General features: G+C 66.5%; 21 protein-coding genes. 10 read left to right on the forward strand and 11 right to left on the reverse strand.

Annotated elements, in window-relative coordinates; genetic code table 11:
* Positions 1-318: 318 nt before the first annotated feature.
* Positions 319-762 (forward strand): MerR family DNA-binding transcriptional regulator, encoded by a 444-nt coding sequence (locus C8C93_RS19995; protein WP_121508047.1) that lies wholly within the window; start codon positions 319-321, stop codon positions 760-762.
* A complete protein-coding gene (locus C8C93_RS20000; RefSeq protein ID WP_176887660.1) occupies positions 759-1,217 on the forward strand; it encodes a PaaI family thioesterase in 459 nt (152 codons plus the stop codon). The genes C8C93_RS19995 and C8C93_RS20000 overlap by 4 nt, the downstream gene beginning before the upstream one ends.
* 29 nt (positions 1,218-1,246) lie before the next feature.
* Here C8C93_RS20000 and C8C93_RS20005 read toward each other — a convergent pair whose 3' ends face one another.
* The 3 genes from C8C93_RS20005 to leuA form a co-directional block, all read right to left on the reverse strand.
* Positions 1,247-2,347 carry a 3-deoxy-7-phosphoheptulonate synthase gene (locus tag C8C93_RS20005; protein ID WP_121508048.1) on the reverse strand — a complete coding sequence of 367 codons (1,101 nt, stop codon included), beginning with the start codon at positions 2,345-2,347 and terminating at the stop codon, positions 1,247-1,249.
* Between the two features lie 196 nt (positions 2,348-2,543).
* A complete protein-coding gene (locus C8C93_RS20010) occupies positions 2,544-3,050 on the reverse strand; it encodes a C40 family peptidase (RefSeq protein WP_055393665.1) in 507 nt (168 codons plus the stop codon).
* Positions 3,051-3,182: 132 nt separating this feature from the next.
* A complete protein-coding gene (leuA, locus tag C8C93_RS20015) occupies positions 3,183-4,862 on the reverse strand; it encodes a 2-isopropylmalate synthase (RefSeq protein ID WP_121508049.1) in 1,680 nt (559 codons plus the stop codon).
* 412 nt (positions 4,863-5,274) lie between these two features.
* Here leuA and C8C93_RS20020 point away from each other — a divergent pair, with 412 nt between their 5' ends.
* Positions 5,275-5,637, forward strand: coding sequence for a YciI family protein (locus C8C93_RS20020; RefSeq protein WP_055393669.1), 363 nt, complete (start codon positions 5,275-5,277; stop codon positions 5,635-5,637).
* Between the two features lie 19 nt (positions 5,638-5,656).
* Here the strand turns inward: C8C93_RS20020 and C8C93_RS20025 are convergent, their stop codons facing one another.
* The 4 genes from C8C93_RS20025 to C8C93_RS20040 all read right to left on the reverse strand — a co-directional run bounded on the left by C8C93_RS20025 (position 5,657) and on the right by C8C93_RS20040 (position 13,151).
* Positions 5,657-7,582: a bifunctional diguanylate cyclase/phosphodiesterase gene (locus tag C8C93_RS20025; RefSeq protein ID WP_121508050.1), complete on the reverse strand. Its 1,926-nt coding sequence runs from the start codon at positions 7,580-7,582 to the stop codon at positions 5,657-5,659.
* Positions 7,579-8,124 carry a YfiR family protein gene (locus tag C8C93_RS20030; RefSeq protein ID WP_055393673.1) on the reverse strand — a complete coding sequence of 182 codons (546 nt, stop codon included), beginning with the start codon at positions 8,122-8,124 and terminating at the stop codon, positions 7,579-7,581. Before C8C93_RS20030 ends, C8C93_RS20025 begins: the two co-directional genes overlap by 4 nt.
* A gap of 3 nt (positions 8,125-8,127) precedes the next feature.
* Complete coding sequence (locus C8C93_RS20035) at positions 8,128-10,152, reverse strand: TonB-dependent siderophore receptor (protein WP_233559522.1); 2,025 nt, start codon at positions 10,150-10,152, stop codon at positions 8,128-8,130.
* Between the two features lie 191 nt (positions 10,153-10,343).
* On the reverse strand, positions 10,344-13,151 hold the full coding sequence (locus tag C8C93_RS20040; RefSeq protein WP_121508051.1) for a WG repeat-containing protein: 2,808 nt from the start codon (positions 13,149-13,151) through the stop codon (positions 10,344-10,346).
* Positions 13,152-13,386: 235 nt separating this feature from the next.
* On the opposite strand from C8C93_RS20040, the gene C8C93_RS20045 reads away from it, so the two are divergent.
* The 4 genes from C8C93_RS20045 (at position 13,387) to C8C93_RS20060 (ending at position 16,179) form a co-directional block, all read left to right on the forward strand.
* Entirely contained in the window at positions 13,387-13,800 is a 414-nt protein-coding gene (locus C8C93_RS20045) for a YciI family protein (RefSeq protein ID WP_121508052.1), read from the forward strand.
* A gap of 24 nt (positions 13,801-13,824) precedes the next feature.
* Complete coding sequence (locus tag C8C93_RS20050) at positions 13,825-14,361, forward strand: SRPBCC family protein (RefSeq protein WP_121508053.1); 537 nt, start codon at positions 13,825-13,827, stop codon at positions 14,359-14,361.
* Positions 14,362-14,432: 71 nt separating this feature from the next.
* Positions 14,433-14,840, forward strand: coding sequence for a VOC family protein (locus C8C93_RS20055; protein ID WP_121508054.1), 408 nt, complete (start codon positions 14,433-14,435; stop codon positions 14,838-14,840).
* Positions 14,841-14,886: 46 nt separating this feature from the next.
* Positions 14,887-16,179 (forward strand): RNA polymerase sigma factor, encoded by a 1,293-nt coding sequence (locus tag C8C93_RS20060; protein WP_121421734.1) that lies wholly within the window; start codon positions 14,887-14,889, stop codon positions 16,177-16,179.
* A gap of 54 nt (positions 16,180-16,233) precedes the next feature.
* On the opposite strand, the gene C8C93_RS20065 is transcribed toward C8C93_RS20060, so the two are convergent.
* From C8C93_RS20065 to C8C93_RS20080, 4 genes are all read right to left on the reverse strand, one after another.
* Positions 16,234-16,704 carry a ribonuclease HI family protein gene (locus C8C93_RS20065; RefSeq protein WP_255424291.1) on the reverse strand — a complete coding sequence of 157 codons (471 nt, stop codon included), beginning with the start codon at positions 16,702-16,704 and terminating at the stop codon, positions 16,234-16,236.
* A gap of 3 nt (positions 16,705-16,707) precedes the next feature.
* Positions 16,708-16,965 (reverse strand): DUF3297 family protein, encoded by a 258-nt coding sequence (locus C8C93_RS20070; RefSeq protein ID WP_010464995.1) that lies wholly within the window; start codon positions 16,963-16,965, stop codon positions 16,708-16,710.
* A 103-nt stretch (positions 16,966-17,068) separates the two neighbouring features.
* Complete coding sequence (locus C8C93_RS20075) at positions 17,069-17,650, reverse strand: NnrU family protein (protein WP_121508055.1); 582 nt, start codon at positions 17,648-17,650, stop codon at positions 17,069-17,071.
* Positions 17,651-17,827: 177 nt separating this feature from the next.
* Complete coding sequence (locus C8C93_RS20080; RefSeq protein WP_121421731.1) at positions 17,828-18,439, reverse strand: PolC-type DNA polymerase III; 612 nt, start codon at positions 18,437-18,439, stop codon at positions 17,828-17,830.
* A 177-nt stretch (positions 18,440-18,616) separates the two neighbouring features.
* Here C8C93_RS20080 and C8C93_RS20085 point away from each other — a divergent pair, with 177 nt between their 5' ends.
* From C8C93_RS20085 to C8C93_RS20095, 3 genes are all read left to right on the forward strand, one after another.
* A complete protein-coding gene (locus C8C93_RS20085; protein ID WP_121508056.1) occupies positions 18,617-19,237 on the forward strand; it encodes a LysE/ArgO family amino acid transporter in 621 nt (206 codons plus the stop codon).
* Positions 19,238-19,412: 175 nt separating this feature from the next.
* A complete protein-coding gene (locus C8C93_RS20090) occupies positions 19,413-20,840 on the forward strand; it encodes a serine hydrolase (protein ID WP_121508057.1) in 1,428 nt (475 codons plus the stop codon).
* Positions 20,837-21,862, forward strand: coding sequence for a M28 family peptidase (locus tag C8C93_RS20095; protein ID WP_199727056.1), 1,026 nt, complete (start codon positions 20,837-20,839; stop codon positions 21,860-21,862). The genes C8C93_RS20090 and C8C93_RS20095 overlap by 4 nt, the downstream gene beginning before the upstream one ends.
* The last annotated feature ends 30 nt before the right edge of the window (positions 21,863-21,892 follow it).

Here is a 21,892-nt window from a genome sequence, read left to right on the forward strand (position 1 = left end):
GCCAGGCCCAGGGGCACGCATCCGACCTCCAGGCGCCTTGCTGCCTGGGGAGGGTTGTAGGAGGGCCGGAGTTGCGTCAACAAGGAAGTGGAGCGGTAAGGCGGCACATGCCGGACGGCCCAGCCGCTGCAGGAAGTCGCAAACGCCGGGGCCACAACTTGTAATAAAGCAGCAATGCTACACCGCACAGACCCATGTTGACGCACCGCAGCATGCGGGTTTGCCCCAAAGGGGAAACCGGCCCAGCGACCACAGGCAGCGCGGAAACAGTCGCCAAGGCAACCTTCGCGCAGCATCAGGCTTGCTAGCCTGTGTGCCATGCAGATCTCCGAACTTGCCCGCCAGGCCTCTGTGTCCGTCCACGCCCTGCGCCACTATGAACGGCTGGGGCTGATTCGCCCGCACCGCCGGGCCAACGGATACCGGGACTATCCCGCCAGCATCAAGCGCGAGGTGGTGTTCATCGCCATGTCCCGCCAGCTGGGCTTTGCGCTGCCGCAGATTGCCCGGCGGCTTGACGACTACCGTGCCGGCACGCTGGGTATCGACGATATGGTGCTGGCCCTGCAGGAACGCGTGGCCACGCTGGAGCAGCAGATCGGCCAGTTGCAGGCCCAAAAGCAGGTGGTGCTCGACCACCAGGCGTGGCTGCAGGCGCAACAGACACGCAAGCGAGAGACACCCCGCGCCTGGCCGCGCGTGCGGCCCAGCACATCCACCAAGTCCCCCTCCCAAACCCCAACCTCCAGGAAAACGCCATGACTTTGTCTTCGCCATCCCCTTTGCCCACGGCCTCCATCGCCGCATTGCAGGCCTTTGTGCTGGCCATGCCCATGGCCCGCACGCTCGGGCTGCGCTTCGTCCACGCCGAACCGGGCCGGGTTGAGATGGAGATTCCGGTGAGTGAGGCCTTCAGTTTTCGCCCCGGCCAGTTGCAGGCCACGGCTGTGTTTGCCGTGGCCGACTTTGCGGCGGTGGCGGCAGCAGGCAGCGTGTTGCCGCCGGGGTGGACCAATGCCACGGTGGATGCGACCGTGAAACTCGTGGCGCCTGCCCGGGGCGTTTGCCTGCGTGCGCGCGGGCGTGTGGTGGATGCGGGGCGGTTACTCACCGTCTGCGCGTCCGACGTTTTTGCGGTGGACGGGAACGGCCAGGAAACCCTGTGCGCCACGCTTCTGGCCACGGCGCGCAATATCGATCCCGCCGCTGCGCGGTAGGTGGCGGGCCGTCCCGTTCTGCGGTGGGATTACGCCCGCGAGCGCCGCGCCCGCACGGCGGCCGCCAACCCTTCAAGCACCGGCACGGTCTGCGCCAGGCTGATGCAGGCGTCAGTCACCGACACACCGTGTTGCAGCGGCTGGCCGGGCACGATGTCCTGTCGGCCTTCGTTCAGATGGCTTTCGATCATCAGGCCGGTGATGCGCGCATCACCGGCTGCAATCTGCTCGGCCACTTCTGCCGCCACCGTGATCTGACGCTGGTGCTGCTTGCTGCTGTTGGCATGGCTCACGTCGATCATCACCTGCTCGCGCAGGCCCGCCGCCTTGAGCATGGCGCAGGCAGCATCCACATCGGCAGCGCTGTAGTTAGGCTGCTTGCCGCCGCGCAGGATCACATGGCAGTCCTGGTTGCCGCGCGTCTCAAAAATGGCGGCCTGGCCCATCTTGGTCATGCCCATGAACGCGTGCGATGCCTGCGCGGCCTGGATGGCGTCGCTGGCCACCTTCACGCCGCCATCCGTGCCGTTCTTGAAACCCACGGGGCACGACAGGCCACTGGCCAGCTGGCGGTGGCTCTGGCTCTCGGTGGTGCGCGCGCCTATCGCGCCCCAGCTCACCAGGTCGCTGATGAACTGTGGCGAGAGCAGGTCCAGAAATTCGGTGCCCACCGGCAGGCCCGTGGCCAGCACATCGAGCAGCAGCTGGCGCGCCAGCTCCAGCCCTTCGTTGATGGCAAAACTTCCATCCAGGTGCGGATCGTTGATGTAGCCCTTCCAGCCCACAGTGGTGCGCGGCTTTTCAAAGTACACGCGCATGACGACGAGCAGGTCGGCCTGCAGCGCATCCGCCTGTTGCTTGAGCTGGCGCGCGTAGTCCATGGCCTGGTCGTGGTCGTGGATGGAGCAGGGCCCCACCACCACGACGAGCCGGTCGTCCTGCCCGTGCAGGACGCGTGAGATGGCGGCGCGGCTCGATTCGACCAGCGCCTGCGCCGCATCGGGTGCGGGCAGCCACTCCTGCAGCAGCGCAGGCGTAATCAGCGGGCGCACGGCCTTGATGCGCGTGTCATCAATGCGTGTGGTGTCGTGGGTGGAAATGGGGTTGGCGGAGCGGTGTGCGTGGGTCATGGTGGCCCCGATTGTCGCGGAGCCGCCGTTGCCTACTGGTCAAGGAGGTGGTCACACGGCTCGGAACTGGCGCGGCCCAGGCCAGTGACGCAGAGCAAGGGCCGCCCCGCAGCGAGTGCGTCGTCCCCCTGCCCGCAGCGCGCAGCGATGCGAGAGCGGGGGGAAGCGGCGAAGCCGCTCAGGGGGGTGTCCGAATTCAAGGCCTGCGGAACGCCGCATTCTGCCGCGACCAATGGCGCGACTGCAAATGGTCGAGCCGCACCGTTCCGCCCGTGGAGGGCGCGTGCACAAAACGCCCTTCCCCCACATAAATGCCCGCATGGTTGGGCTGGCGGCCGGTGCCAAACACCACCAGGTCTCCGGCGCGCAACTCGCCACCGTCGATTCGGTATCCCCAGTTGTTGAGCTGCGCCACCGTGCGCGGCGGCGGTGTGCCGACCTGATTGCGGTACACGTAACCAATCAGCCCGCTGCAGTCGAAACCCGAGTCGGGCGTGTTGCCGCCGTAACGGTACGGCGTGCCCACCAGGCCCAGTGCGTGGATGGCGATGTCGTGTGCCTGCTCGGCGGTCAGGGGCGGCGTGGTGCGGATCGGGGCGGACGAAGAAGAAGACGTCGAAGGCGGCCGTGAGGTGCCACAGCCGCCCAGGGCCAGCAGGGCGGCGGTGCAGGCGGCAAAGGCCAGGCTGTGAAAAACGCGCATGGACCGAAGGGTAACGGATGGAGCCCGGCGCATGCGCTGACCCCGTTCCTGCCTTGGGGATATTGGTCAAAAATGCCGCCAGCGCTTGTGCATCAAGCGTTGGCAGCTATCTTTTTTACAACACTTGGGAGCTCATGCCGTCGCAGTGATTTCGGCCGTCTGGCGCCGCAGCAGCAACCGGTTGGCTACGCTCACGATGGCCTGTACCGACGCCGTCACGATGTTGTGGCTCGCGCCCGCGCCAAAGGTGGAGCCCGCCACGCCGTCCATGGCTGCTTCCACAATCGCCAGTGCCTGGGCATTGGCCCCCGTGCCGGTGGCGCGCTCTTCGTAGTGGTCCACGCGCAGCGGCAGGCCGAGGGCATCCACCGTGGCGGCAATCGGCCCGTTGCCCTGGCCGCGCAAATGCTGGCGCGTGCCGTCGATGGTCACGTCCAGCTCGATGCCCTGCCCGTCTTCATCGAGCTTGTGGCTGTGGCAGGTGATGGCGGCGTGCGCAGGCGCTTTCAGGTATGTGGTCTGGAACAAGTCCCACAGCGCCTCGCCGCTCATTTCGCCCTCGCTCGCGTCCGTCTGCCGTTGCACTACTGCGCTGAATTCGACCTGCATGCGGCGCGGCATCACCACGCCGTGTTCGCGTTCGAGCAGGAAAGCAATGCCGCCCTTGCCCGATTGGCTGTTCACGCGGATCACGCTGTCGTAGGTGCGGCCGAGGTCCGCCGGGTCGATGGGCAGATACGGCACTTCCCACAAGGCGTTCGGGTCCTGCGCGGCAAAGCCCTTTTTGATCGCATCCTGGTGCGAGCCCGAGAATGCGGTGAACACCAGGTCGCCAGCGTACGGGTGGCGCGGGTGCACGGGCAGCGAGGTGCATTCCTCGGCAATGCGCGCGACCGAGGTGATGTCCGAGAAGTCGAGGTTCGGGTGCACGCCCTGCGTGTACATGTTGAGCGCCAGCGTCACGATGTCCACGTTGCCGCAGCGCTCGCCGTTGCCGAAGAGGCAGCCTTCCACGCGGTCGGCGCCGGCCATCATCGCGAGTTCTGCCGCCGCCACGCCCGTGCCCCGGTCGTTGTGCGGGTGCACCGAGAGCGTGATGTGCTCGCGCGGGCTGAGGTGCCGGTCCATCCACTCGATCTGGTCGGCGAACACGTTGGGCGTGGCGTTCTCCACCGTGGTGGGCAGGTTGATGATGATGGGACGGCCGGGGCCCGCGTTCCATGCGGCAATCGCGGTCTGGCAGGCCTTGAGGGACACGCTGAGTTCGGTGGCGCTGAAGGTTTCGGGTGAATACTGCAAGGTCCACTGCGTTTCGGGCTGTGCATCGGTAAGCTGCTTGAGGTAGCCCACGTGGTGCGCGATGAGCTGCATCACCTGCGTCACGTTCATGCCGAACACGATGCGCCGCCATGCGGGGGCCGTGGCGTTGTAGAGGTGCACGATGGCGCGGGGGGCTCCTTTCACGGCCTCCACGGTGCGCGCAATGAGGTCTTCGCGCGACTGGGTCATGACCATGATAGTCACGTCATCGGGGATCAGGTTCTCGTCGATGAGGCGGCGCACAAAGTCGAAGTCCGTCTGCGATGCGGCCGGAAAACCGACCTCGATCTCCTTGAAGCCGATGCGCACCAGCTCTTCAAAGAGCTTCATCTTGCGCTCGCCGTTCATGGGCTCGAACAAGGCCTGGTTGCCGTCGCGCAAATCGGTGGACAGCCACACGGGCGCGTGGGTGATGCTGCGAGTGGGCCACTGGCGATCGGTCAACGCGACCGGGGCAATGGGCTGGTACTTGGTGGCGGGTTTGGAAATCATGAAAAAGGCTCCACGAACGGTGTGTGCGGTGTGAAAGACACGGTGCACAGGTCAAACGAATCTAGAAACGAATGACATCCCCTGCAGCCCTTTGCATGTGCAAAGGCTGGTTCGCGGGCCGGGGTCAGGGGGAGATCAGGTGTTGCGCTGAGCGGATCAGGCAACGGTGGCGAACGCAGGCAGACCCCGGCCAGGCACTAGGCCTAGCGATAGGGTGGATAGGAGCATGCTGCGTTGCATAGGTGGCAAAGATAGCACAGGCTTGCTGCGGTGCGCAATAATTTTGATGAAAATTGCCGCTAGCGCTTGATGGATAAGCGCTGATAGCTATCAAAATAGTAGTGAATACTGCTGATAGGATGGCGCCTTTCGCTGCGTGCCCTCCCCATCTGTTTCGTCAGGAGATCTTTTCATGGCCTACATGCTGCTCATCATGGAACCCCACGGCCAACGGGCCGAGCGGGGGCTGGCGGGGGGCCAGGAGGCCTATGCGCGCATGCTGCGTTTTGGCGAAGGCCTGCAGGCCCGGGGCCTGCTGCGTGCCTCCGAATCGCTGGCCTCCACCGAGCAGGCCGTGCGCCTGCAGGTGCGCGAAGGCCAGGCCCGCATGGTCGATGGACCCTTTGCCGAGACGAAAGAAATGGTGGGTGGCTTTTACCTGCTCGACTGCGCCACGCGCGAGGAGGCTGTGGCCATTGCCCGCGAATGCCCGGCCGCCGAATGGGCCACTGTCGAGGTGCGCGAAGTGGCGCCGTGTTACCACGGGGCTTTGTGATCAGGGGCGCTGACGCTTTTCACACTCCCCGGCGCGCAGTGCCTTCCTGCAGCTGTGCCTGAAACTCCCCCACTGGCATGGGCCGCGCAAACAGGTAGCCCTGCAGCACATCGCAGCCCTGGCGCACCAGGTAGTCGGCCTGCTCGGGCGTTTCCACCCCTTCGGCTGTGATCTGCAGCCCCAGACCGTGGGCCAGCGCCACGATGGCGGTGACGATGGTGCGGCTGTGTTCCTGGCCGGGCAGGTCCTTGACAAAGCTGCGGTCGATCTTGAGGCGCCGCATCGGCAACTGCCGCAGGTAGGCCAGGGAGGAGTAGCCGGTGCCAAAGTCGTCAATGGCCAGGTGGATGCCCAGCTGGCTCAGGCGGTGCAGGGTGTGCGCACCGGCCTCCATGTTGTCCATCAGCACGGTTTCGGTGAGTTCGATTTCGAGCAGGTGGGCGGGCAGGCCCTCTTCGCGCAGGATGTCCATCACGCGCTCCAGAAACTGCGGGTCGCCCAACTGCCGTGCCGAGATGTTGACCGACACCCGGAGCGGCCCGCCCGCCTGCCACCGGGCGGCATCGCGGCAGGCCGTGCGCATCACCCAGTAGCCCAGCGGCACGATGAGGCCGCAGTCCTCGGCCACCATCACGGCCTCCAGCGGCGAAACGTTGCCCAGCTCCGCATGCGACCAGCGCAGCAGCGCCTCGGCGCCCACCAGGGCGCGGTCGGTGGCGGCAAAAAGCGGCTGGTAGTGCAGCGCGAGGCCCTCGCCCTGCTGGAGCGCGGCGCGCAGTGCATGCTCGATGGCCTGGCGCCGGACCACCGCCTGGTTCATCGACGCGTCAAACCGCACACAGCGGTTCTTGCCCATTTCCTTGGCGCGGTACATGGCCGTATCGGCATTGCTGACCAGGCCGTCCATGTCGGCCGCATCACCCGGAAAGGTGGCGATGCCCGCGCTGCAGGTCATGGTCATCTGCTGGCCGACTTCGGTGAACGAATGGTGGAAGGTGCCAACAATCCGCTGGCCATAGGTGTTGAGCGCTGCGTCGTCCATGTCCAGCGGCAGGATCACGGCGAACTCGTCGCCCCCCAGGCGCGAGATCGCATCGGTGCTGCGCACCACGGACTGCAGGCGCCGCGCCACCTGGCGCAGCAAACCGTCCCCGGCCGCATGCCCGAAGGTGTCGTTGAGCGTCTTGAAATTGTCGAGATCGATGTACACCAGGGCCACGCGGGTGCCCTGGTCCCGGGCGGCTTCGATCGCTGCGGCCAGGCGTTCATTGAAGGCGTGCCGGTTGCCCGTGCCCGTGACGGCATCGGTATGGGCGAGCGCGTGCAGCCGGTTCTCGGCGTTGCGCACGGCCGCCTGGCTGCGCAGCACCATGGCGGCGGCCATGGCCATCACACACCCGGCAATCAGCAACGCGCTGACAAAACGAATGGCCAGGCGCGAGTACACCGCACGCATGGACTTGCGAAAGTACAGGGTTCCCTCTGCCACGCCCGCCGTTTCAACCAGCCGGGCGATCTCCAGCACGCTCACCCCCGCACGCTCGGTCAACCCGCCCATGCCAGCGGCCGCCAGCGTGGCGGGGAAGCTGTCGCCTGGCCCGCGTGTGTAGTGCGCCAGCAGCAGGCCCTGCGCGTCGTACACCCCGGCGCCCAGCACCATGGGCGACGACTTCAGCGCCGCGAGCATCTCGTTGGCCGTGCGCGCATCTCGGAACATGACAGCGGCCGCAATGTTGTCCGCGACGATGGCGGCCTCCACGCGGCTGTCCTGCAGCATGGACTGGCGCGTGCTCCAGTAGTCCAGCCCTGTGAGTGCCAGCACCACCGTCAAAAGCGCCAGGCCCGCCGCCAGGATGCCCGTTACCACCAGCCTGGACGACAGCAGCACGGGCGGCAGCGGTGGCGCCGGGATGGCAATCTGGGGTTCGGGGGCCTGGGTTCTCATCGGTTCACCTTGGCCAGCCGCAGCAGTCGGGAGCTGATCGTGAGACCCGCCTTGGCGGCGGCGTCGGGGCTGATGCCGAACACGATACGCCCTTCCTGCTGGGTGAGAGCGATGACGATCTCCGGGTTGACGAAGGTCAGCTCGTCCGAGACCGTCAGCACGCCATGGCCCTGAGACAGGGTTCGAAGCGCTCGCAATGCCTGCTCCACGTCTGCGTTTTGCAGGATGAGCACCCTGCAGTCGCGCAGGCTCGCCATCTCCAGCAGCCTGATCCGCACGGTACGGCCTTTAGCGGCCTGTTTGCCTTCCAGGGCGGTCAGGGGGCGCTTGAGTGGACTGAAGGGCGAGACGCAGACGGTCAGTTCGCTGCCCATGGCGCTGTCGTTGTCAGGCCATTCGATGAACTGGATGAAGTTGAAGATATAGGCGGCCTTGAGGTCGGGTTCTTCCACGGGGTTGGTGGCATGCGCCAGGCCGACCAACCCGCCCAGCAAACACAGGCCGAACCACAGTATCTTGCCCAGGTGGATGGCGTTGTACATGGCTCAGAACGCGTAGGTGAGCTTGAGCCGGTAGGTCCGTCCATCCTGCCGGATCGATTCTTCGCGGATCTCGTACGAGGCGGGGTCTGCATGCCGGTGGTTGAACAGGTTGTAGACGCCCATCGACACGTCCACATCCGCAAAGCGTTGTGTGTAGACGAGGTTGGTGACGATGGTCCCCGGCAAGCGTGCGCCCGAACGGGTTGCGCGCGCGCCCACGCCGATGGCCTCCACGGCATATTGGCCCGGCCTGCCAGCGCCTTGCGTTCCCCACGCGCCCAGCGCCAGGGTGTCCGACCACTGGACCTTGAGCAAGTGCCGGGGAGAGTTCGTCAGCGGCTGGGGGGTGCTGGTGTTGCGCGCCTTTTGCCAGCCATAGGCCACACGCAGGCGCGAGCCGCCTTGCCAGCGCTGTTCCACCTCGGCTTCCAGCCCGTGAACGCGCACGCTGCCGGTGTTGCCGAAATTCAGTCTTTCCGCTGCGTTCGCATCGCCCAGCGCGATCAGGTCGGTCACCTGCGACCGGAACGCCGTCAGCAGCATGCGGGTGGCGCCGGTGGGGGCATGTTCGAGGGCCAGCTCTGTGGTGCGCACCTTTTCCGACCGAAGCCCCTCCGAGCTGACGATGCCGCCGGGCAGGTCCACGCGGTAGTCGCGTTCGTAGGCGTTGGGGGGCCGGTAGGCCGTGCCGTGCAGCAGCTTGAGGGCGGTGGAGGGGTTCCACCAATACACCAGGCCCAGCCGGGGATGGAAGCTGCCCGCACTGCCGGACTGCTTGCCCCAGCGCAGCCCGGTGTGCAGCGTGAGTGTGGGCGCCAGCGCAAATTCATCCTGCATGTAGATGCCCAGCGCATCGCCCGAGCGGCGGGTGTCCAGGTACTGGGCGGGTGGGTCCAGATCGACGTTGAGCTGCTGGATGCGGGTGTCGCGCCGGTAGTCGATGCCCCAGGCGAGCTTGTGGCGTGCAAACGCCGTGCTGACCCACTGCCAGTCGGTGCCCCACCACTGCCCGGTGCCGACGTCGCGGTTGACCGTGAGGGGTGGGTAGTCGTACACATAGTCGCCCACGAAGCGGTAGCGCCCGGCGTGTACGCGGCCGGTGAGCGCCAGTGAGGGCGAAATCTGGTGCGTGGTTTCGGCCGCCAGGCGGGTGGTGGTGTCGATGTAGCGCGAGCGTGGGTCGTTGAACGCCTGCGAGAACGAAGCCGTGGGCGTGCCCTTGGTGCGCTCGCCATGGGCCAGGGTGAGCGTGAGCCCCTCCCGCTGCATGCGGGCAAACAGCTGCGTGCTGCGGTCGAAATCCAGGCGGTGTGCCACACCATGGTGGGTCTCGGGCGCGTCGAACGCCGAAAAGTACTGGTCTGCCCCCCGGCTGCTGGAGCGCGTCACCGCGACGAGCCAGTCGCTGCCCTGGGCATCCACCGTGCCCAGCGAGAAGCGTGCCTTGGCGCTGCCTTGGCTGCCCGCCTCCACGCTGATCTGCGGCCCGGCCAGCTGGCGGCCGTTGCGCGTGATGACGTTGACCACGCCAAAGAACGCGTTGGCGCCATACACCGCAGAGCCCGGCCCGGGAACGAACTCCACGCGGTCCACCAGGTCCAGGTCGAGCGGGAAATCCGAGCCGATGGCGGCCTGGTCGTAGAGGTTGTCGTTAAAGCGCACGCCGTTGACCAGCAGCAGCACCCGGGTGTTGTAGTCGCCCGGTGTGGCAAAGCCGCGTGTGCCAAGGTAGTGGTAAGAGCGGTCGTAAGAGACATACAGCCCGCGCATGCTGCCCAGCACTTCCGCCAGCGTGCGATAGCCAAAAAGCCGGATGTCGTCTGCGGTCACCACGCTCACCACGGCGGGCGCTTCCAGGGCGGTTTGCGCATACCGGCTGGCCGTCCGGACCTCCATCTGCATGAGCTGTTCCAGCGGCAGCTGGGCAATGTCCGCCTGCGCGGCAGCGTGGGATGCAAAGCCACACAGCAGCGCCAGCACCAGCTGCTGTGTCCGCTGGGTTGTATTGGGTTCCGATCCTCTTTGCATGGGTGGTGCACCCGCTGTGGTGAAGGCCCGCGCATGCAGGCCAAGGCGTTCTGGAGGTTCGTGAATCAGTGGGGCGAAAGGTTTACAAAGTGTATCCATCGCCGGGACCGAACAGTCCCTCCGGGGATCGGTGATGACCCCTAGAAAACTGTAAAAAGTGCAGCGGTCGCCCCGTGAACCCCCGCCGGAGCTCACTCGACGGGCGTGATGCCCTCACGTGCCGCGTAGGCCAGCCCCACGCGGCGGTACAGGCGGCGCCAGCCGAACACGTACACCACCACCAGGGTGGCTGCAAGCGCCAGCCAGGGGCTCCAGGGGCTGGACGCTACAAAACGCCACGCCCAGTACAGCTCCGCAAAGCCCATCAGTGCGAAGGTGCCCAGCCCGATCCACGGGCCCTCGGCCCGCCAGGCCGCGACCGAGACGAATGCATGGCCCACCAAGGCTGCGAGGCCCAGCAGCAGGTGGGCCACCAGCGCCAGCACTGGCCGCTGCTCGAACCACCCCGCCATCCCCCGGAGGGTGGGGGGCGTGTCTGACTTTGCGGTCAGTGCTGCCTGCATCACAAACGCTGCCAAAAATCCCTTGTGCTGGAGCCTGCGTGCCGTGGTGTCCTGGCCTTGCAGGGCCGAGCCCACCACGCGGCGCGACAACCAGTCGCCCAGGTCGCCACCCGCGCGTGGCGGGTCTTCTTCCTGTGCATCCGGGGGTAGCTGGGCCATCGCTTCGCGCGCCTGTGCACGCAGGGATTCGGGCACGTGTTCCAGCGCACTGGGGCTGCGGCGCAGCGCGTGCGCACAGACAGCGACGGTGCGCAAGGTCTCGGGCACCTGTTCCAGGCGCCAGCCACCGTCCTGCACGTGGGCGATGCAGGCGTCCTCGCTGAGCATCCCGGCCGGTATTTGCGCAAAGCTTTTCACACCCTGCCGCAGTGCGGTGGCGTAGCGTGCGGGTGTCATGAGCCGCCTGGGCACAAAGCGCACGGTGTCTTCATCGGTGGCCAGCGCGGCGTCCACCATGGCGTGGGTGATGTGTTCACGCGGCACATCGGCCAGCGTACGTGGGTGCGACTGCAGCTGTGCCATCAGCGTGGTCTCGTCGGCGGCTTGGGCCTGGGGTGCTGGCGGTGCAGAACGCGCACGTTGCGCAAGCTGCAGCGCATCCACGCTGGGCGCTGCCATCAGCCACAGCTCCCACCATGCGTCGCCATCGCCGGAATCCGCATGTTGGTACAGCGTGAGCCACTGCTCGCGCGATTCGCGCAGCACTCCGCCATCACCGGGCAGGGGTCTGGCCAGCGGCGAGGCCCAGGCCTGGGTGTGGTCGCCGCTGCGGTGCCAGGGGGCGGCGTGTTCGGGGTCCGGGTCGGCCGGGCCAAAGCGCGCTGACAGGCGCTGCACCATGGCCTCGCGGGCTTCGTTCACCGCGCGGTGGAGGTCGGCAGACAGGAATTCATACGGGCCGTTGTGCGACTCGCTCAGGTAGGCGCGCATGACCCGGCGCACGACCACGGTGCGGTCGGCCTGCACCTGGTCTGGGTCGTCCGCATCTTCCTCGTCGTCGGTGCCGTCATCGTCCTTTTCCGTGCCCGCGCGGTCAGCTTGCAGCATGTCGCCCGCAGCCAGTTGGTGCAGGCGTGTCTCGGCCTGGGCCAGCAGGCGGCTGGCCAGGGGCACGATGCCGTCGAGCGTGTCCAGGCCTTCCAGGTGGTCGGTCAGGGGGGCATGGAAAAAGGGCCGGGGCGGCCAGCAGTTCTCGCGCACGCCGCTGCGCCACAGGGGCGCACCTTCGGCGCCGAGCAAGGCCACCTGCTGGCCGTCATAGTGCGCGCGCCAGACCACAACCCCTTCGCCGTCGATGTACGCCAGCTGACCATCGCGGGTGAGGAACGGCACCAGCGGGGTATCGGGCGTGTTGCCCACCAGCCAGCCATCGCCGTTGGTCAGCGGCTCCAGCAGATGCGCCGGTGCCGGCACGAAACGGCCATCGGGATGCAACAGGGCCCAGGTGGCGCAGGCCGACGGACCTTGCGCGGCGGTGCGCACCACGGCAAAGCCGCTCTCGGCAGAAAAGTCCGAGCCATAGCTCAAGCGCGGGCCGGGCAAGGGCTTGCCTTCGGCCGTGAGAAAGACCGTGCCGTCGTAGCTGTTGGCCACCACGCCGCAGACCATGCGCCGAGACAGGTGGCGGCCACCCTTGACCACCACCTTGCCCCGGGCGTCGAGATAGCCGTGGCCGTTGTCCCAGGCGTTGGGTTCGTCAAAGTAGGCCAGGCCATCGCTGTTGAAGGCGTCGATGCTGGGGTAATGCGGCTTCAGCACCCAATCGCCCCGGGCATTGATCAGCCCGTAGCGTTCTCCATCGAGCGATGCGGCCGTGGTGGGGGACTCGCCAAATGGCTTGGCATCGCGAAAGCGGGGTTCAATCACCCAGCGGCCCGCGCGGTCCACAAAGCCCTGGGTGCGCTGGTTGCTATCCTTTTTCCACAGCGTGGCGCGGGCTAGGCCGTTCGCGCCGAACAGGCCCAGTTCATGAAAAGCTTCGTCGCTGGTGGGCTGGCCCTCGCGGTTGATGGGGCGCCATGCATCCTGGCCCACCTGCACGGCACTCACCCCGTTGCGGAATGGGTGGGCGTTGTCGAAGGTCGGGGGGATGACCACCGCACCCGCCAGGTCCACAAAGCCCCAGCGGCCCCCTTCGCAAAAGCGCGCCAGTCCGTCTTCTGAAAAGTTGCGTGCGTTCTGCAGCGCGGGCGGCACGCGCCAGCAGCCTTCGCCATCGATATAGCCCCACAGCGAGTTGTCGGCCTGGGCAGCGCTGACCCAGCCGCCGCGCCCGTCGGCGTTGAAGCGCAATACCGCCTTCAAGCCTTCTGGTGGCACCACGGCCCGCCCGGGGTGGACGATGACCAGGGCCGGGCTCTGGCAACTGGGTTCCAGCGGAATGCTGGCCAGCCAGGGAGGGGCCGGTTCGGTGGTGATGTCGCTGTCTTCGTTCATTGTGCTCGGGGGCTCTCCGCGCGGCATCCTACCGAGGGTGTCTGGCCGGGCGCGTAACCATTTGCACGCCTTGGCAAATGCCCCACACCTTGGGCTGCACCTGACACCTTGGCGACTTTTTTCTACGTAGTTACCCTGATTTTTTGAACCATCCTGTCGATCTGCCCGGCCTTCGTTCGTCGTGCAGGTGAAGGTCCACCAATGGGCCCTCAACCATCACTCTCAGGAGAACCCCATGCGATTCATGATCATCGTCAAAGCCACCGCCGAATCCGAACAAGGCTGCATGCCCAGCGCCGCCCTGATGGCCGAGATGGCCCGCTACCACGAAGAACTGGCCCATGCGGGCGTGCTGCTGGACGGCAGCGGCCTCAAGCCCAGCGCGCAGGGCTGGCGCGTGCGCTACACCGCCAGCGGCCGCACCGTGACCGACGGGCCGTTCACCGAAACCAAGGAACTCATCGCCGGCTACACCCTGATCCAGGTGCGCAGCAAGGGCGAGGCGCTGGAATGGACGCGCCGCTTTCCCAATCCGCGGGGTGAGGGGCTCGATGCCGAGATCGAAGTGCGCCAGCTCTTTGAGATGGAGGACTTTGCCGGCGTCGAAGGCGTGGAGAAATTCCATGACCTCGAAGCGATGCGCGGCTGAAACCAACCGGGAGGACCCTCTACCATGATCAAGACCATTGCCCTTGTGCTGCTGGCGGCGCTGGGACTTTTCCTGGCGTTTGCTGCCACCCGCCCCGACACCTTCCGCGTGGAGCGCAGCCGCGTCATCTCCGCCCCGCCCGAGCGTGTGTACGGCCTCATTCACGACCTGCGCCAGTTCAACACCTGGAACCCGTACGAACGCAAGGATCCCGCCGCCAAGGGCGAGTACAGCGCCAACACCATCGGCCCCGGCGCGCGCTATGCGTGGCAGGGCGACAAGGTGGGCACCGGCAGCATGGAGATCGTCGATGCCACGGCCCCGGCGCGCGTGGCAATGAAGCTCGACTTTGTGGCCCCGTTCGAAGCCCACAACCAGGTCGAGTTCACCCTGCAGCCTGAAGGGGCAGGCACCACCCGCGTCACCTGGGCCATGCACGGCCCTGTGCCCTACCTGGCCAAGATTGCGCACTTGGTTTTCAACATGGACCGCATGGTGGGCCAGGACTTTGAAGACGGCCTGGTCAACCTGCAGGCTGTGGCGCAAAAGCCTGCCGGCTGAGCCCCATCCCCTGTTGCGCTTTGCAAAACCTTTCGTTTCGCTTTACCTTCCTTACTCCTCAGGAGCACCTCATGCACCAACAAATCTTCGTGAACCTGCCCATCGAGAACATGGCCCGCTCGCAGGCGTTCTTCCGCGCACTGGGCTATGACTTCAACCCCCAGTTCACCAACGACCAGGGCGCCTGCCTGGTGGTGGGCGAAAACCTCTTCGTGATGCTGCTGGTCAAGGACTTCTACCAGACCTTCACCAGCAAGACGATTGCCGATGCACGCACTACCTCCGAGGTGCTGGTGTGCTTCTCTTGCCAAAGCCGTGCAGAAGTCGATGCGCTGGTGGACAAGGCCGTGGCTGCGGGCGGCGCCACCCCCCGCCCCGCGCAGGACCTGGGCTTCATGTACTCGCGCAGCTTTGACGACCTGGATGGGCACACCTGGGAGTTTGTGCACATGGTGGACGCCAGCAAGGCGCTGGGATGAGAACGTGTGAATGAATGCGCCGGATTCATTCACACCTTTTGATCGCGTGAAACCCTCTACCCTTCCCGACCGCGATGCCCTGCACCGCACCATCGACTCGGTGTGGCGTATCGAGGCCGCGCGCATCATCGCCAGCGTGGCGCGCATGACGCGGGACGTGGGCCGGGCCGAGGAACTGGCGCAGGACGCGCTGGTGGCCGCGCTGGAGCACTGGCCTACCACCGGCCTGCCCGCCAATCCGGCGGCGTGGCTGATGACCACGGCCAAGCGCCGCGCCATCGACCACCTTCGCCAGCAGGCGCTGCACACGCGCGAGAACGAAGCTCTGGGCCACGACCTCGAAGCGCTCGAAGCCCAGTACGCGCCCGACGTGGTGGAGACCCTGATGCACGTACAGCAGGACGACATTGGTGACGACCTGCTGCGCCTCATCTTCACCGCCTGCCACCCCGTGCTGCCCACCGAGGCGCGTGTGGCGCTTACCTTGCGGCTGTTGGGCGGGCTCACCACGGCTGAGATCGCACGCGCGTTTCTTGTGCCCGAGCCCACCGTGGCCCAGCGCATTGTTCGCGCCAAGCGAAGCCTGTCTGCGGCCCACGTTCCGTTTGAAGTGCCCGGCCCTGCGGAGCGCGCGCCGCGACTGGCCTCGGTGCTGGAGGTGATCTACCTCATCTTCAACGAAGGTTATGCCGCCACGGCGGGCGATGACTGGATGCGCCCCGCTTTGTGCGGCGAGGCGCAGCGACTGGTGCGCGTGCTGGCCAGCCTGGTGCCCGATGAGCCCGAGGTGCAGGGGCTGGTGGCACTGCTCGAAATCCAGGCCTCCCGCCTGCCCGCACGCACCAACGCACAAGGCCAGCCCGTGCTGCTGATGGACCAGGACCGTGCGCGCTGGGACCACCTGCTGGTGCGACGGGGGCTGGTGGCCCTCGACAAGGCCGAGCAGCTGGCACGCGCAGGCCATGCCTGGGGGCCCTATGCGCTGCAGGGTGCGATTGCGGCCTGCCATGCGCGCGCGCACCGCGCCCAAGACACCGACTGGCACCACATCGTGGCGCTGTATGACGCACTGCTGCAGGTGGCGCCCTCGCCGGTGGTCGCTCTCAATCGCGCCGTGTCGGTGGGCATGGCCCTGGGTCCGGCCGCAGCACTGGCCCTGGTGGATGAACTGGCCGCAGAACCCAGCCTGCGCCACTACCACTGGCTGCCCAGTGTGCGGGGCGACCTGCTGGCCAAGCTGGGGCGCCAGACGGAAGCTTGTGCAGAGTTTGAACGGGCCGCCAGCCTGACGCGCAATGCGCAGGAGAAGGCATTGCTGCTGGCGCGAGCGCGAGCGTGATGGACATGCACTGCAGCCGGCGCGCTGCGTGAAGCAGGTCGGAGCAGGGCAGGATCAGCGCCGCCGCTTTTGGGTGCGGCCGTGTGGCGTGGCCACCTTGGGCGCCAGACCCAGCGCGGCACGCGCCAGCGCATCGGCCGCCCCATTGCGGTGGCGGGGAACCCATTGCAGGTCCACCTGTGCAAACCGCTGCAGCATACGACGCGCCTCGTCAAACAGCGGTGCCAGCCGCTCGATAGGCGCTACGGCCTGCTCGCCCAGTTGCTCCACCAGCACGCTGCTGTCGCTGAGCACCTGCACGGTGGTTGCAGTCGCCACCACCTGGGGTTCCAGCCACTGCAGCGCCCGCAGCAGCGCGCGCAGTTCGGCCTCGTTGTTGCAACCGGTGAAGGTCGTGGCTTCAGAAATGGTGTGTTGCGTGGCCCCACCGGGCCCCACCAGCACTGCCCCCAGCCCCATGCGCCCGGGGTTGGGCACGGCGCTGCCGTCGCAGTGCACCACCCAGTGGGCGGGTTCGGTGGCCACGGCCTATTTGTAGAACGCTTCGACTTTGCCCTTGAGCTTGATCATCAATGGCTGGCCCTTGCGGTCCACCGTCTTGCCTGCGGGCACTTTCACCCAGCCTTCGCTGACGCAGTATTCCTCGACATCGCTGCGGTCCTTGCCGTTGAAGCGGATGCCGATGTCGTGCTTGAACACCTCCGCCACATGGTGGGGGCTGCGGGGGTCCACCGACAGGTGATCGGGCAAGGGGGGTGGCGTGGTGGAGGTGGTTGCGTCGGTCATGCAGAAGGCTCAGTGTGAAAAGGCAATGGGAAAGAAAACAAAAACGGAAAGCGCGGATTCTCCGGGATTTGGTCCTGCAGTGCTGCGCCAAGCCCCTGCCACCCTACCGCGCGAGAGGCGCAACGCCGATCAGCCAGGCATGTGCCCAGAACGCAAAGCCCCCCCAGGCCACAGCGCCCACCACCACGGCCACGCCCGTGCCCGCCGCAGTGCCGGGCGCGTAGCCGGTGTTCATCGCCCGGTCGCGCTGCCGTGCGGCCCGAAAGCTCAGCACGGCCCACAGCAAAAAGCTGCCAAACAGCAACACATCGGCCAGGTTGCCGTTGGACAGCAAATGCGCCAGCGCCCACACCTTCACGCCCAGCACCATGGGGTGGTGCAGCCGGGCCTTGATGGCATTGCGCGGCACGTAGGTGGCGGCCAGCAGGATGAAGGCAATGAGCGTCAGCAGCGACGCAGCGTGCCGCATGCCAATGGGCGGCACCCACAGCACCACCGGCTGCTGCCGCGCCAAGCCATAGCCCCACACGATGAGTGCCAGGCCCACGGCAGAGACCAGTGAATACAACCCCTTCCACGGCATCTCACCCATGCGTGCCAGCGTCTGCGTGCGCCAGCCATCGGCCACGATGCGCACCGAATGCACGCCCAGAAACAGCACCAGTCCAAGTACCAGAATTTCCATGGCAAGACCTTTCATCGGGGGTTGTTGTGGGCGCAGCCACCTTGTGTGGGATTGTCGCGGCCTCAGTATGCAAGAAATTTGAATAAAAATGGCCTTCTGCGCTCGTCCATCATGCACTGATAGCTATCAAATTGATAGTTAATGGGTGTTGCTTGGCGTGCCCTCAGCGGGCTCTCGCTAGGCCACCGCATGCTGCGCCAGCAGCGCCCCCACCTTGGGCTTGGCGCAGCGCTGCAGCGTTTGCAGCAGCGTGTAGCTGGGCTCCGCCACCCTCCAACGCGTGCGCAGGTCGTGCTGCATGCGGGCCAGCAGCGCAGCGGCCATCTCGGCATCGGCCAGCGCCCGGTGCGCCTGGCCCGTGCGCGGCAGGCCGTGGTAGTCCACCAGCGAGCCCAGCTTGTGGCTAGGCGCCTGCGGGTACAGCCGCCGCGACAGCAGCACCGTGCACGCAAACGGCTGCGGCGCGGGCAGACCGGCCAGGGCCAGCTCGGCCTGCCAGAACTTGCTGTCAAACGAAGCGTTGTGCGCCACCATGGGCGCATCGCCCACAAAACGCGCCGCGTCCTGCATCACCCCCGCCGCATCGGGCGCGGCGTTCACCATCGCGTTGGTAATGCCGGTGAGCTGGGTGATGAACGACGGTATCCACACCCCCGTTTTCATCAGGCTTTGAAAACGGTCCACCACCTGCCCTTTTTCCAGCAGCACGATCGCCACCTCGGTCGCACGCGCGCCCTGGCCGGGCGAGATGCCGGTGGTTTCAAAGTCGATGACGGCGATGGGGGGCATGGGTGGGGCGGGTGGCGTGAGGGACATATTGTCCGTGGTGTGGGTTGGGCCGCCTCTCGTTGGCACCAGGGCACCAAGATACAGGACAGGCTCGGGGCCATTGCAGCGAGAGCCTTATGATCATTCGCTCTTCAAATCGTCCGGTTCAGCTTGAGAGGTTGTCGGTAAGGCGCCGACATGATTGACCTCTCTACCTGGTTGCAGGGCTTTGTACTTGGCTTGGGCGTGTTCATTTGCCCAGGACCGAAGGATGTCCTGATCCTTCGCGAAGCACTGCGTGGACGCTCTCCGGCCCAGTTGATTGCTGTGGGCTGCGGCAGCGATGCGGTGCTGATTGCCCTGGGGCTTATCGGGCTGTCTGCCGCGCTACAGGCGGAACCTGCATTGCGGTTGGCCGCGCAGGTGCTTGGCATTGCGCTTTTGGTCCTGCACGGCGGGTTGGCAGTGCGCAACGCCATGCGTGCCTGTCCTGCCGTGTCATTGAATGCCGTCGCCGCAGCGGCCCCCGGATCGCACGGATTGCACCAGCTCTTGTTGGTGTCGTTGCTCAATCCAGCTGCTTGGCTGGACACGGTACTGATCATCGGAGCAGTGGGCGCAGCGCTGCCGGTCGATACCCGCTGGAGCTATGCCCTGGGCGCGGTGAATGCGTCGCTGGTGTGGTTTTCGGTATGGGTTTTGGGTGCACGCAAAGCGCAGCGATTCATGGGAGCCTCCAGCGCATGCCGAGCGTTGGATGTCAGCATTGCCCTGGCGATGTGGGGGATGGCCCTTTGGATGTCCTGGGACCTGTGGTGAAACACCCGGGGATGGCCTGCATGACCCCCTGCGGTCTGTGATTGCGCTGCCTGGGGCATCTGGGCGTCGGCCAGTGCCCCGCGGGCCTGGCCCGCGTGCGCGTGCGCAAGCCCTGCGGGAACGCGTGCCCTACACTGCCCATCCCTTTTTCTCGACGGATCGAGCGGAGCAACGCATGAAGAAGAACGGCACCGATTCAGCCTGGCTCAAGGCGGCGCTGGACTATGTGCCGCAATGGCTGGGCCTGCAGCTGGAGCGCTTCCGCCAGCCCGGGTGTTCCGTGGCCATCGCACGCGGGGGAGAGACCCTGGCAGAGCTGGCGCTGGGCGTGGCCGATATGCGGACTGGCAAACCCCTCACGCCCCGGCACCGCCTGCGCATCGCGTCGCACTCCAAAAGCTTCACGGCCACTGGGGTCATGCTGCTGCGCGAGCAAGGAAAAATCGGCCTGGACGACCCCATTGGCCGCTATGTCGATGGCCTGCACAAGGACCTGGCCCGGGCGCGCATTGGCGAGCTGCTGTCACACGCCGCAGGCGTCACGCGCGACGGCCCCGACGCGGGCCAGTTCCTGGACCGGCGGGCCTTTCTCTCCCGTGCAGAACTGCTGGCGGACCTGCGCGACAAGCCGCCGCTGGAGGCGGGGGTGCAGCTCAAGTATTCGAACCACGGCTATGGCCTGCTCGGACTGATGATGGAGCAGGTCACGGGCACGGAGTACGCGAGCTGGATGGTGCGCCATGTGATTGATGCTGCAGGCTTGCAGGAAACGGTGCCCGACATGCCGCGCCTTGCGCGGGGCGCCCCGATGGCTGTGGGCCACAGCAGTGAGTTTCCGTTCGGCCAGCGCCTAATCGTGCCTGGCGACAACGTGTGCGACGCCATGGCCCCGGCGGCCGGGTTTGTGTCTACCGCGTCGGATGTGGCCCGCTTCTTTTCGCAGCTGGCGCCAGACAGCAAGCACAGCATCCTTTCGCCCGCCAGCCGCCGCGAGATGGCGCAGCGCCGCTGGCGCGACCCCTGCAACGTGTTCGAGTCCCACTACGGGCTGGGCACCATGCTCAGCGCGCCGGGCCCGCGTGAATGGATGGGCCACACCGGCGGGCTGCAGGGGTTTCTGTCGCGCACGGCGCGCTACCCCGCGCTGGACCTGACGGTGACCGCGCTTACCAACGCGCAGGATGGCCTGTCCACCGAGTGGGTGGAAGGCATTGCCAGTATCCTGTTTGCGTTCCAGCATCACGGCGCGCCTGCCAAGAAAGAGGCCGCCTGGGCGGGGCGCTGGTGGAGCCTGTGGGGCGCCAGCGATCTGGTGCCCATGGGCAATGTGGTCTGCCAAGTGGTGCCTGCCATGTTCGTGCCCTTCAACGCAGCAACCACCGAGCTGGCCATCACCGGGCGCGACACCGGGGTGGTCCAGAAAGCCTCGGCCTACGCCAGCCCGGGCCAGGCGGTCCGCCGCGTGCGCGATGCCCACGGCGTGCCGACCGAACTGTGGGTGGGCGGCTCCAAGCTTCTGCCCAAGGACGCGATGCTGGCCGAGGCCACCCAGCGCTATCGCAAGAGCAAGACGCGCCCCGGCCGCAGCGCCACATCGGCGTGAGCGACGTAGCCCTGCGTGTGGGGCAAAGTCTCCTGCGCATTACAGGCGCCCTCGCCGCCGTGTTTGGCCTGATTCTGGCGGCCATACTGGTGTTCACTACCATGCCGGGCAGCTCGCACCGTGGCGCGCTCCCAGCCGCCAGTGCTGCGCAGCAGGCGCTGGCGCAGCAGTTGCAGCGGCATGTAGCCGTGATTGCAGCGCAGGAGCACAACGCCCAGCACCCTGCTGCGCTGGAGGCCGTGGCGACTTACCTGGAGTCAGAGCTGGTCTCGTATGGTTACCAGGTTCGGCGCGACGAGTTCAAGGCGCGGGGCGTGGCGGTGCGCAACCTGGAGGTCACGGTGCCCAGCCAGAGCGCGCCGGGGCAGCGCCTGGTTGTGATCGGCGCGCACTACGATTCGGCGCACGAGACGCCCGGTGCCAACGACAACGCCACGGGCACCGCCGCCGTGCTGGCCCTGGCCAAAAGCCTCAAGCACCTGGGCGCCACCGCGCAGGCGGACGTGATGTTTGTGCTCTACACCAACGAAGAGCCGCCCTTTTTCAAGACCCCGCAGATGGGCAGCCAGGTGCACGCCCAGGCCTTGCAGGCCCGTGGTGCGCCGGTGGTGGCGATGCTGTCGCTGGAGACCATGGGGTATTTCTCGAACGCCGAAGGGTCGCAGAAGTACCCCTGGCCGCTGAACCAGTTCTACCCCACGCAGGGTGATTTCATTGCCTTCGTCGCAACCACGCCCGACCTGGGGCTGGCGCGCCGGGTGGTCCGGTCGTTCCGTTCGCATGCGGCGTTCCCGTCCGAGGGCATCGCGGCGCCGCGTTTCATTCCTGGCGTGGACTATTCGGACCACGCGGCCTACATCGACGCGGGCTACCCCGCGCTGATGGTGACCGACACCGCCCCCTACCGCTACCCGCACTACCACACCCGCGAGGACACATCTGATAAGGTGGACTACGACCGATTGGCCCGCGTGGTTCAGGGGCTCGAAGGTGTTGTACGCGATCTTGCACACCGGCCTTAGCGCATCGAAGACCGAGTGAGGGGACGCGTG

It is taken from the genome of Acidovorax sp. 93 (assembly GCF_003633835.1).
Classification (GTDB): domain Bacteria; phylum Pseudomonadota; class Gammaproteobacteria; order Burkholderiales; family Burkholderiaceae_C; genus Acidovorax; species Acidovorax facilis.

What these genes read in the sequence shown, in the direction of transcription:
- C8C93_RS19995 (WP_121508047.1), top strand. Translation starts at nt 319, where the DNA reads ATGCAGATCTCCGAACTTGCCCGCCAGGCCTCTGTGTCCGTCCACGCC.
- C8C93_RS20000 (WP_176887660.1), top strand. Translation starts at nt 759, where the DNA reads ATGACTTTGTCTTCGCCATCCCCTTTGCCCACGGCCTCCATCGCCGCA.
- C8C93_RS20005 (WP_121508048.1), bottom strand. Translation starts at nt 2,347, where the DNA reads ATGACCCACGCACACCGCTCCGCCAACCCCATTTCCACCCACGACACC.
- C8C93_RS20010 (WP_055393665.1), bottom strand. Translation starts at nt 3,050, where the DNA reads ATGCGCGTTTTTCACAGCCTGGCCTTTGCCGCCTGCACCGCCGCCCTG.
- leuA (WP_121508049.1), bottom strand. Translation starts at nt 4,862, where the DNA reads ATGATTTCCAAACCCGCCACCAAGTACCAGCCCATTGCCCCGGTCGCG.
- C8C93_RS20020 (WP_055393669.1), top strand. Translation starts at nt 5,275, where the DNA reads ATGGCCTACATGCTGCTCATCATGGAACCCCACGGCCAACGGGCCGAG.
- C8C93_RS20025 (WP_121508050.1), bottom strand. Translation starts at nt 7,582, where the DNA reads ATGAGAACCCAGGCCCCCGAACCCCAGATTGCCATCCCGGCGCCACCG.
- C8C93_RS20030 (WP_055393673.1), bottom strand. Translation starts at nt 8,124, where the DNA reads ATGTACAACGCCATCCACCTGGGCAAGATACTGTGGTTCGGCCTGTGT.
- C8C93_RS20035 (WP_233559522.1), bottom strand. Translation starts at nt 10,152, where the DNA reads ATGCAAAGAGGATCGGAACCCAATACAACCCAGCGGACACAGCAGCTG.
- C8C93_RS20040 (WP_121508051.1), bottom strand. Translation starts at nt 13,151, where the DNA reads ATGAACGAAGACAGCGACATCACCACCGAACCGGCCCCTCCCTGGCTG.
- C8C93_RS20045 (WP_121508052.1), top strand. Translation starts at nt 13,387, where the DNA reads ATGCGATTCATGATCATCGTCAAAGCCACCGCCGAATCCGAACAAGGC.
- C8C93_RS20050 (WP_121508053.1), top strand. Translation starts at nt 13,825, where the DNA reads ATGATCAAGACCATTGCCCTTGTGCTGCTGGCGGCGCTGGGACTTTTC.
- C8C93_RS20055 (WP_121508054.1), top strand. Translation starts at nt 14,433, where the DNA reads ATGCACCAACAAATCTTCGTGAACCTGCCCATCGAGAACATGGCCCGC.
- C8C93_RS20070 (WP_010464995.1), bottom strand. Translation starts at nt 16,965, where the DNA reads ATGACCGACGCAACCACCTCCACCACGCCACCCCCCTTGCCCGATCAC.
- C8C93_RS20075 (WP_121508055.1), bottom strand. Translation starts at nt 17,650, where the DNA reads ATGGAAATTCTGGTACTTGGACTGGTGCTGTTTCTGGGCGTGCATTCG.
- C8C93_RS20080 (WP_121421731.1), bottom strand. Translation starts at nt 18,439, where the DNA reads ATGCCCCCCATCGCCGTCATCGACTTTGAAACCACCGGCATCTCGCCC.
- C8C93_RS20085 (WP_121508056.1), top strand. Translation starts at nt 18,617, where the DNA reads ATGATTGACCTCTCTACCTGGTTGCAGGGCTTTGTACTTGGCTTGGGC.
- C8C93_RS20090 (WP_121508057.1), top strand. Translation starts at nt 19,413, where the DNA reads ATGAAGAAGAACGGCACCGATTCAGCCTGGCTCAAGGCGGCGCTGGAC.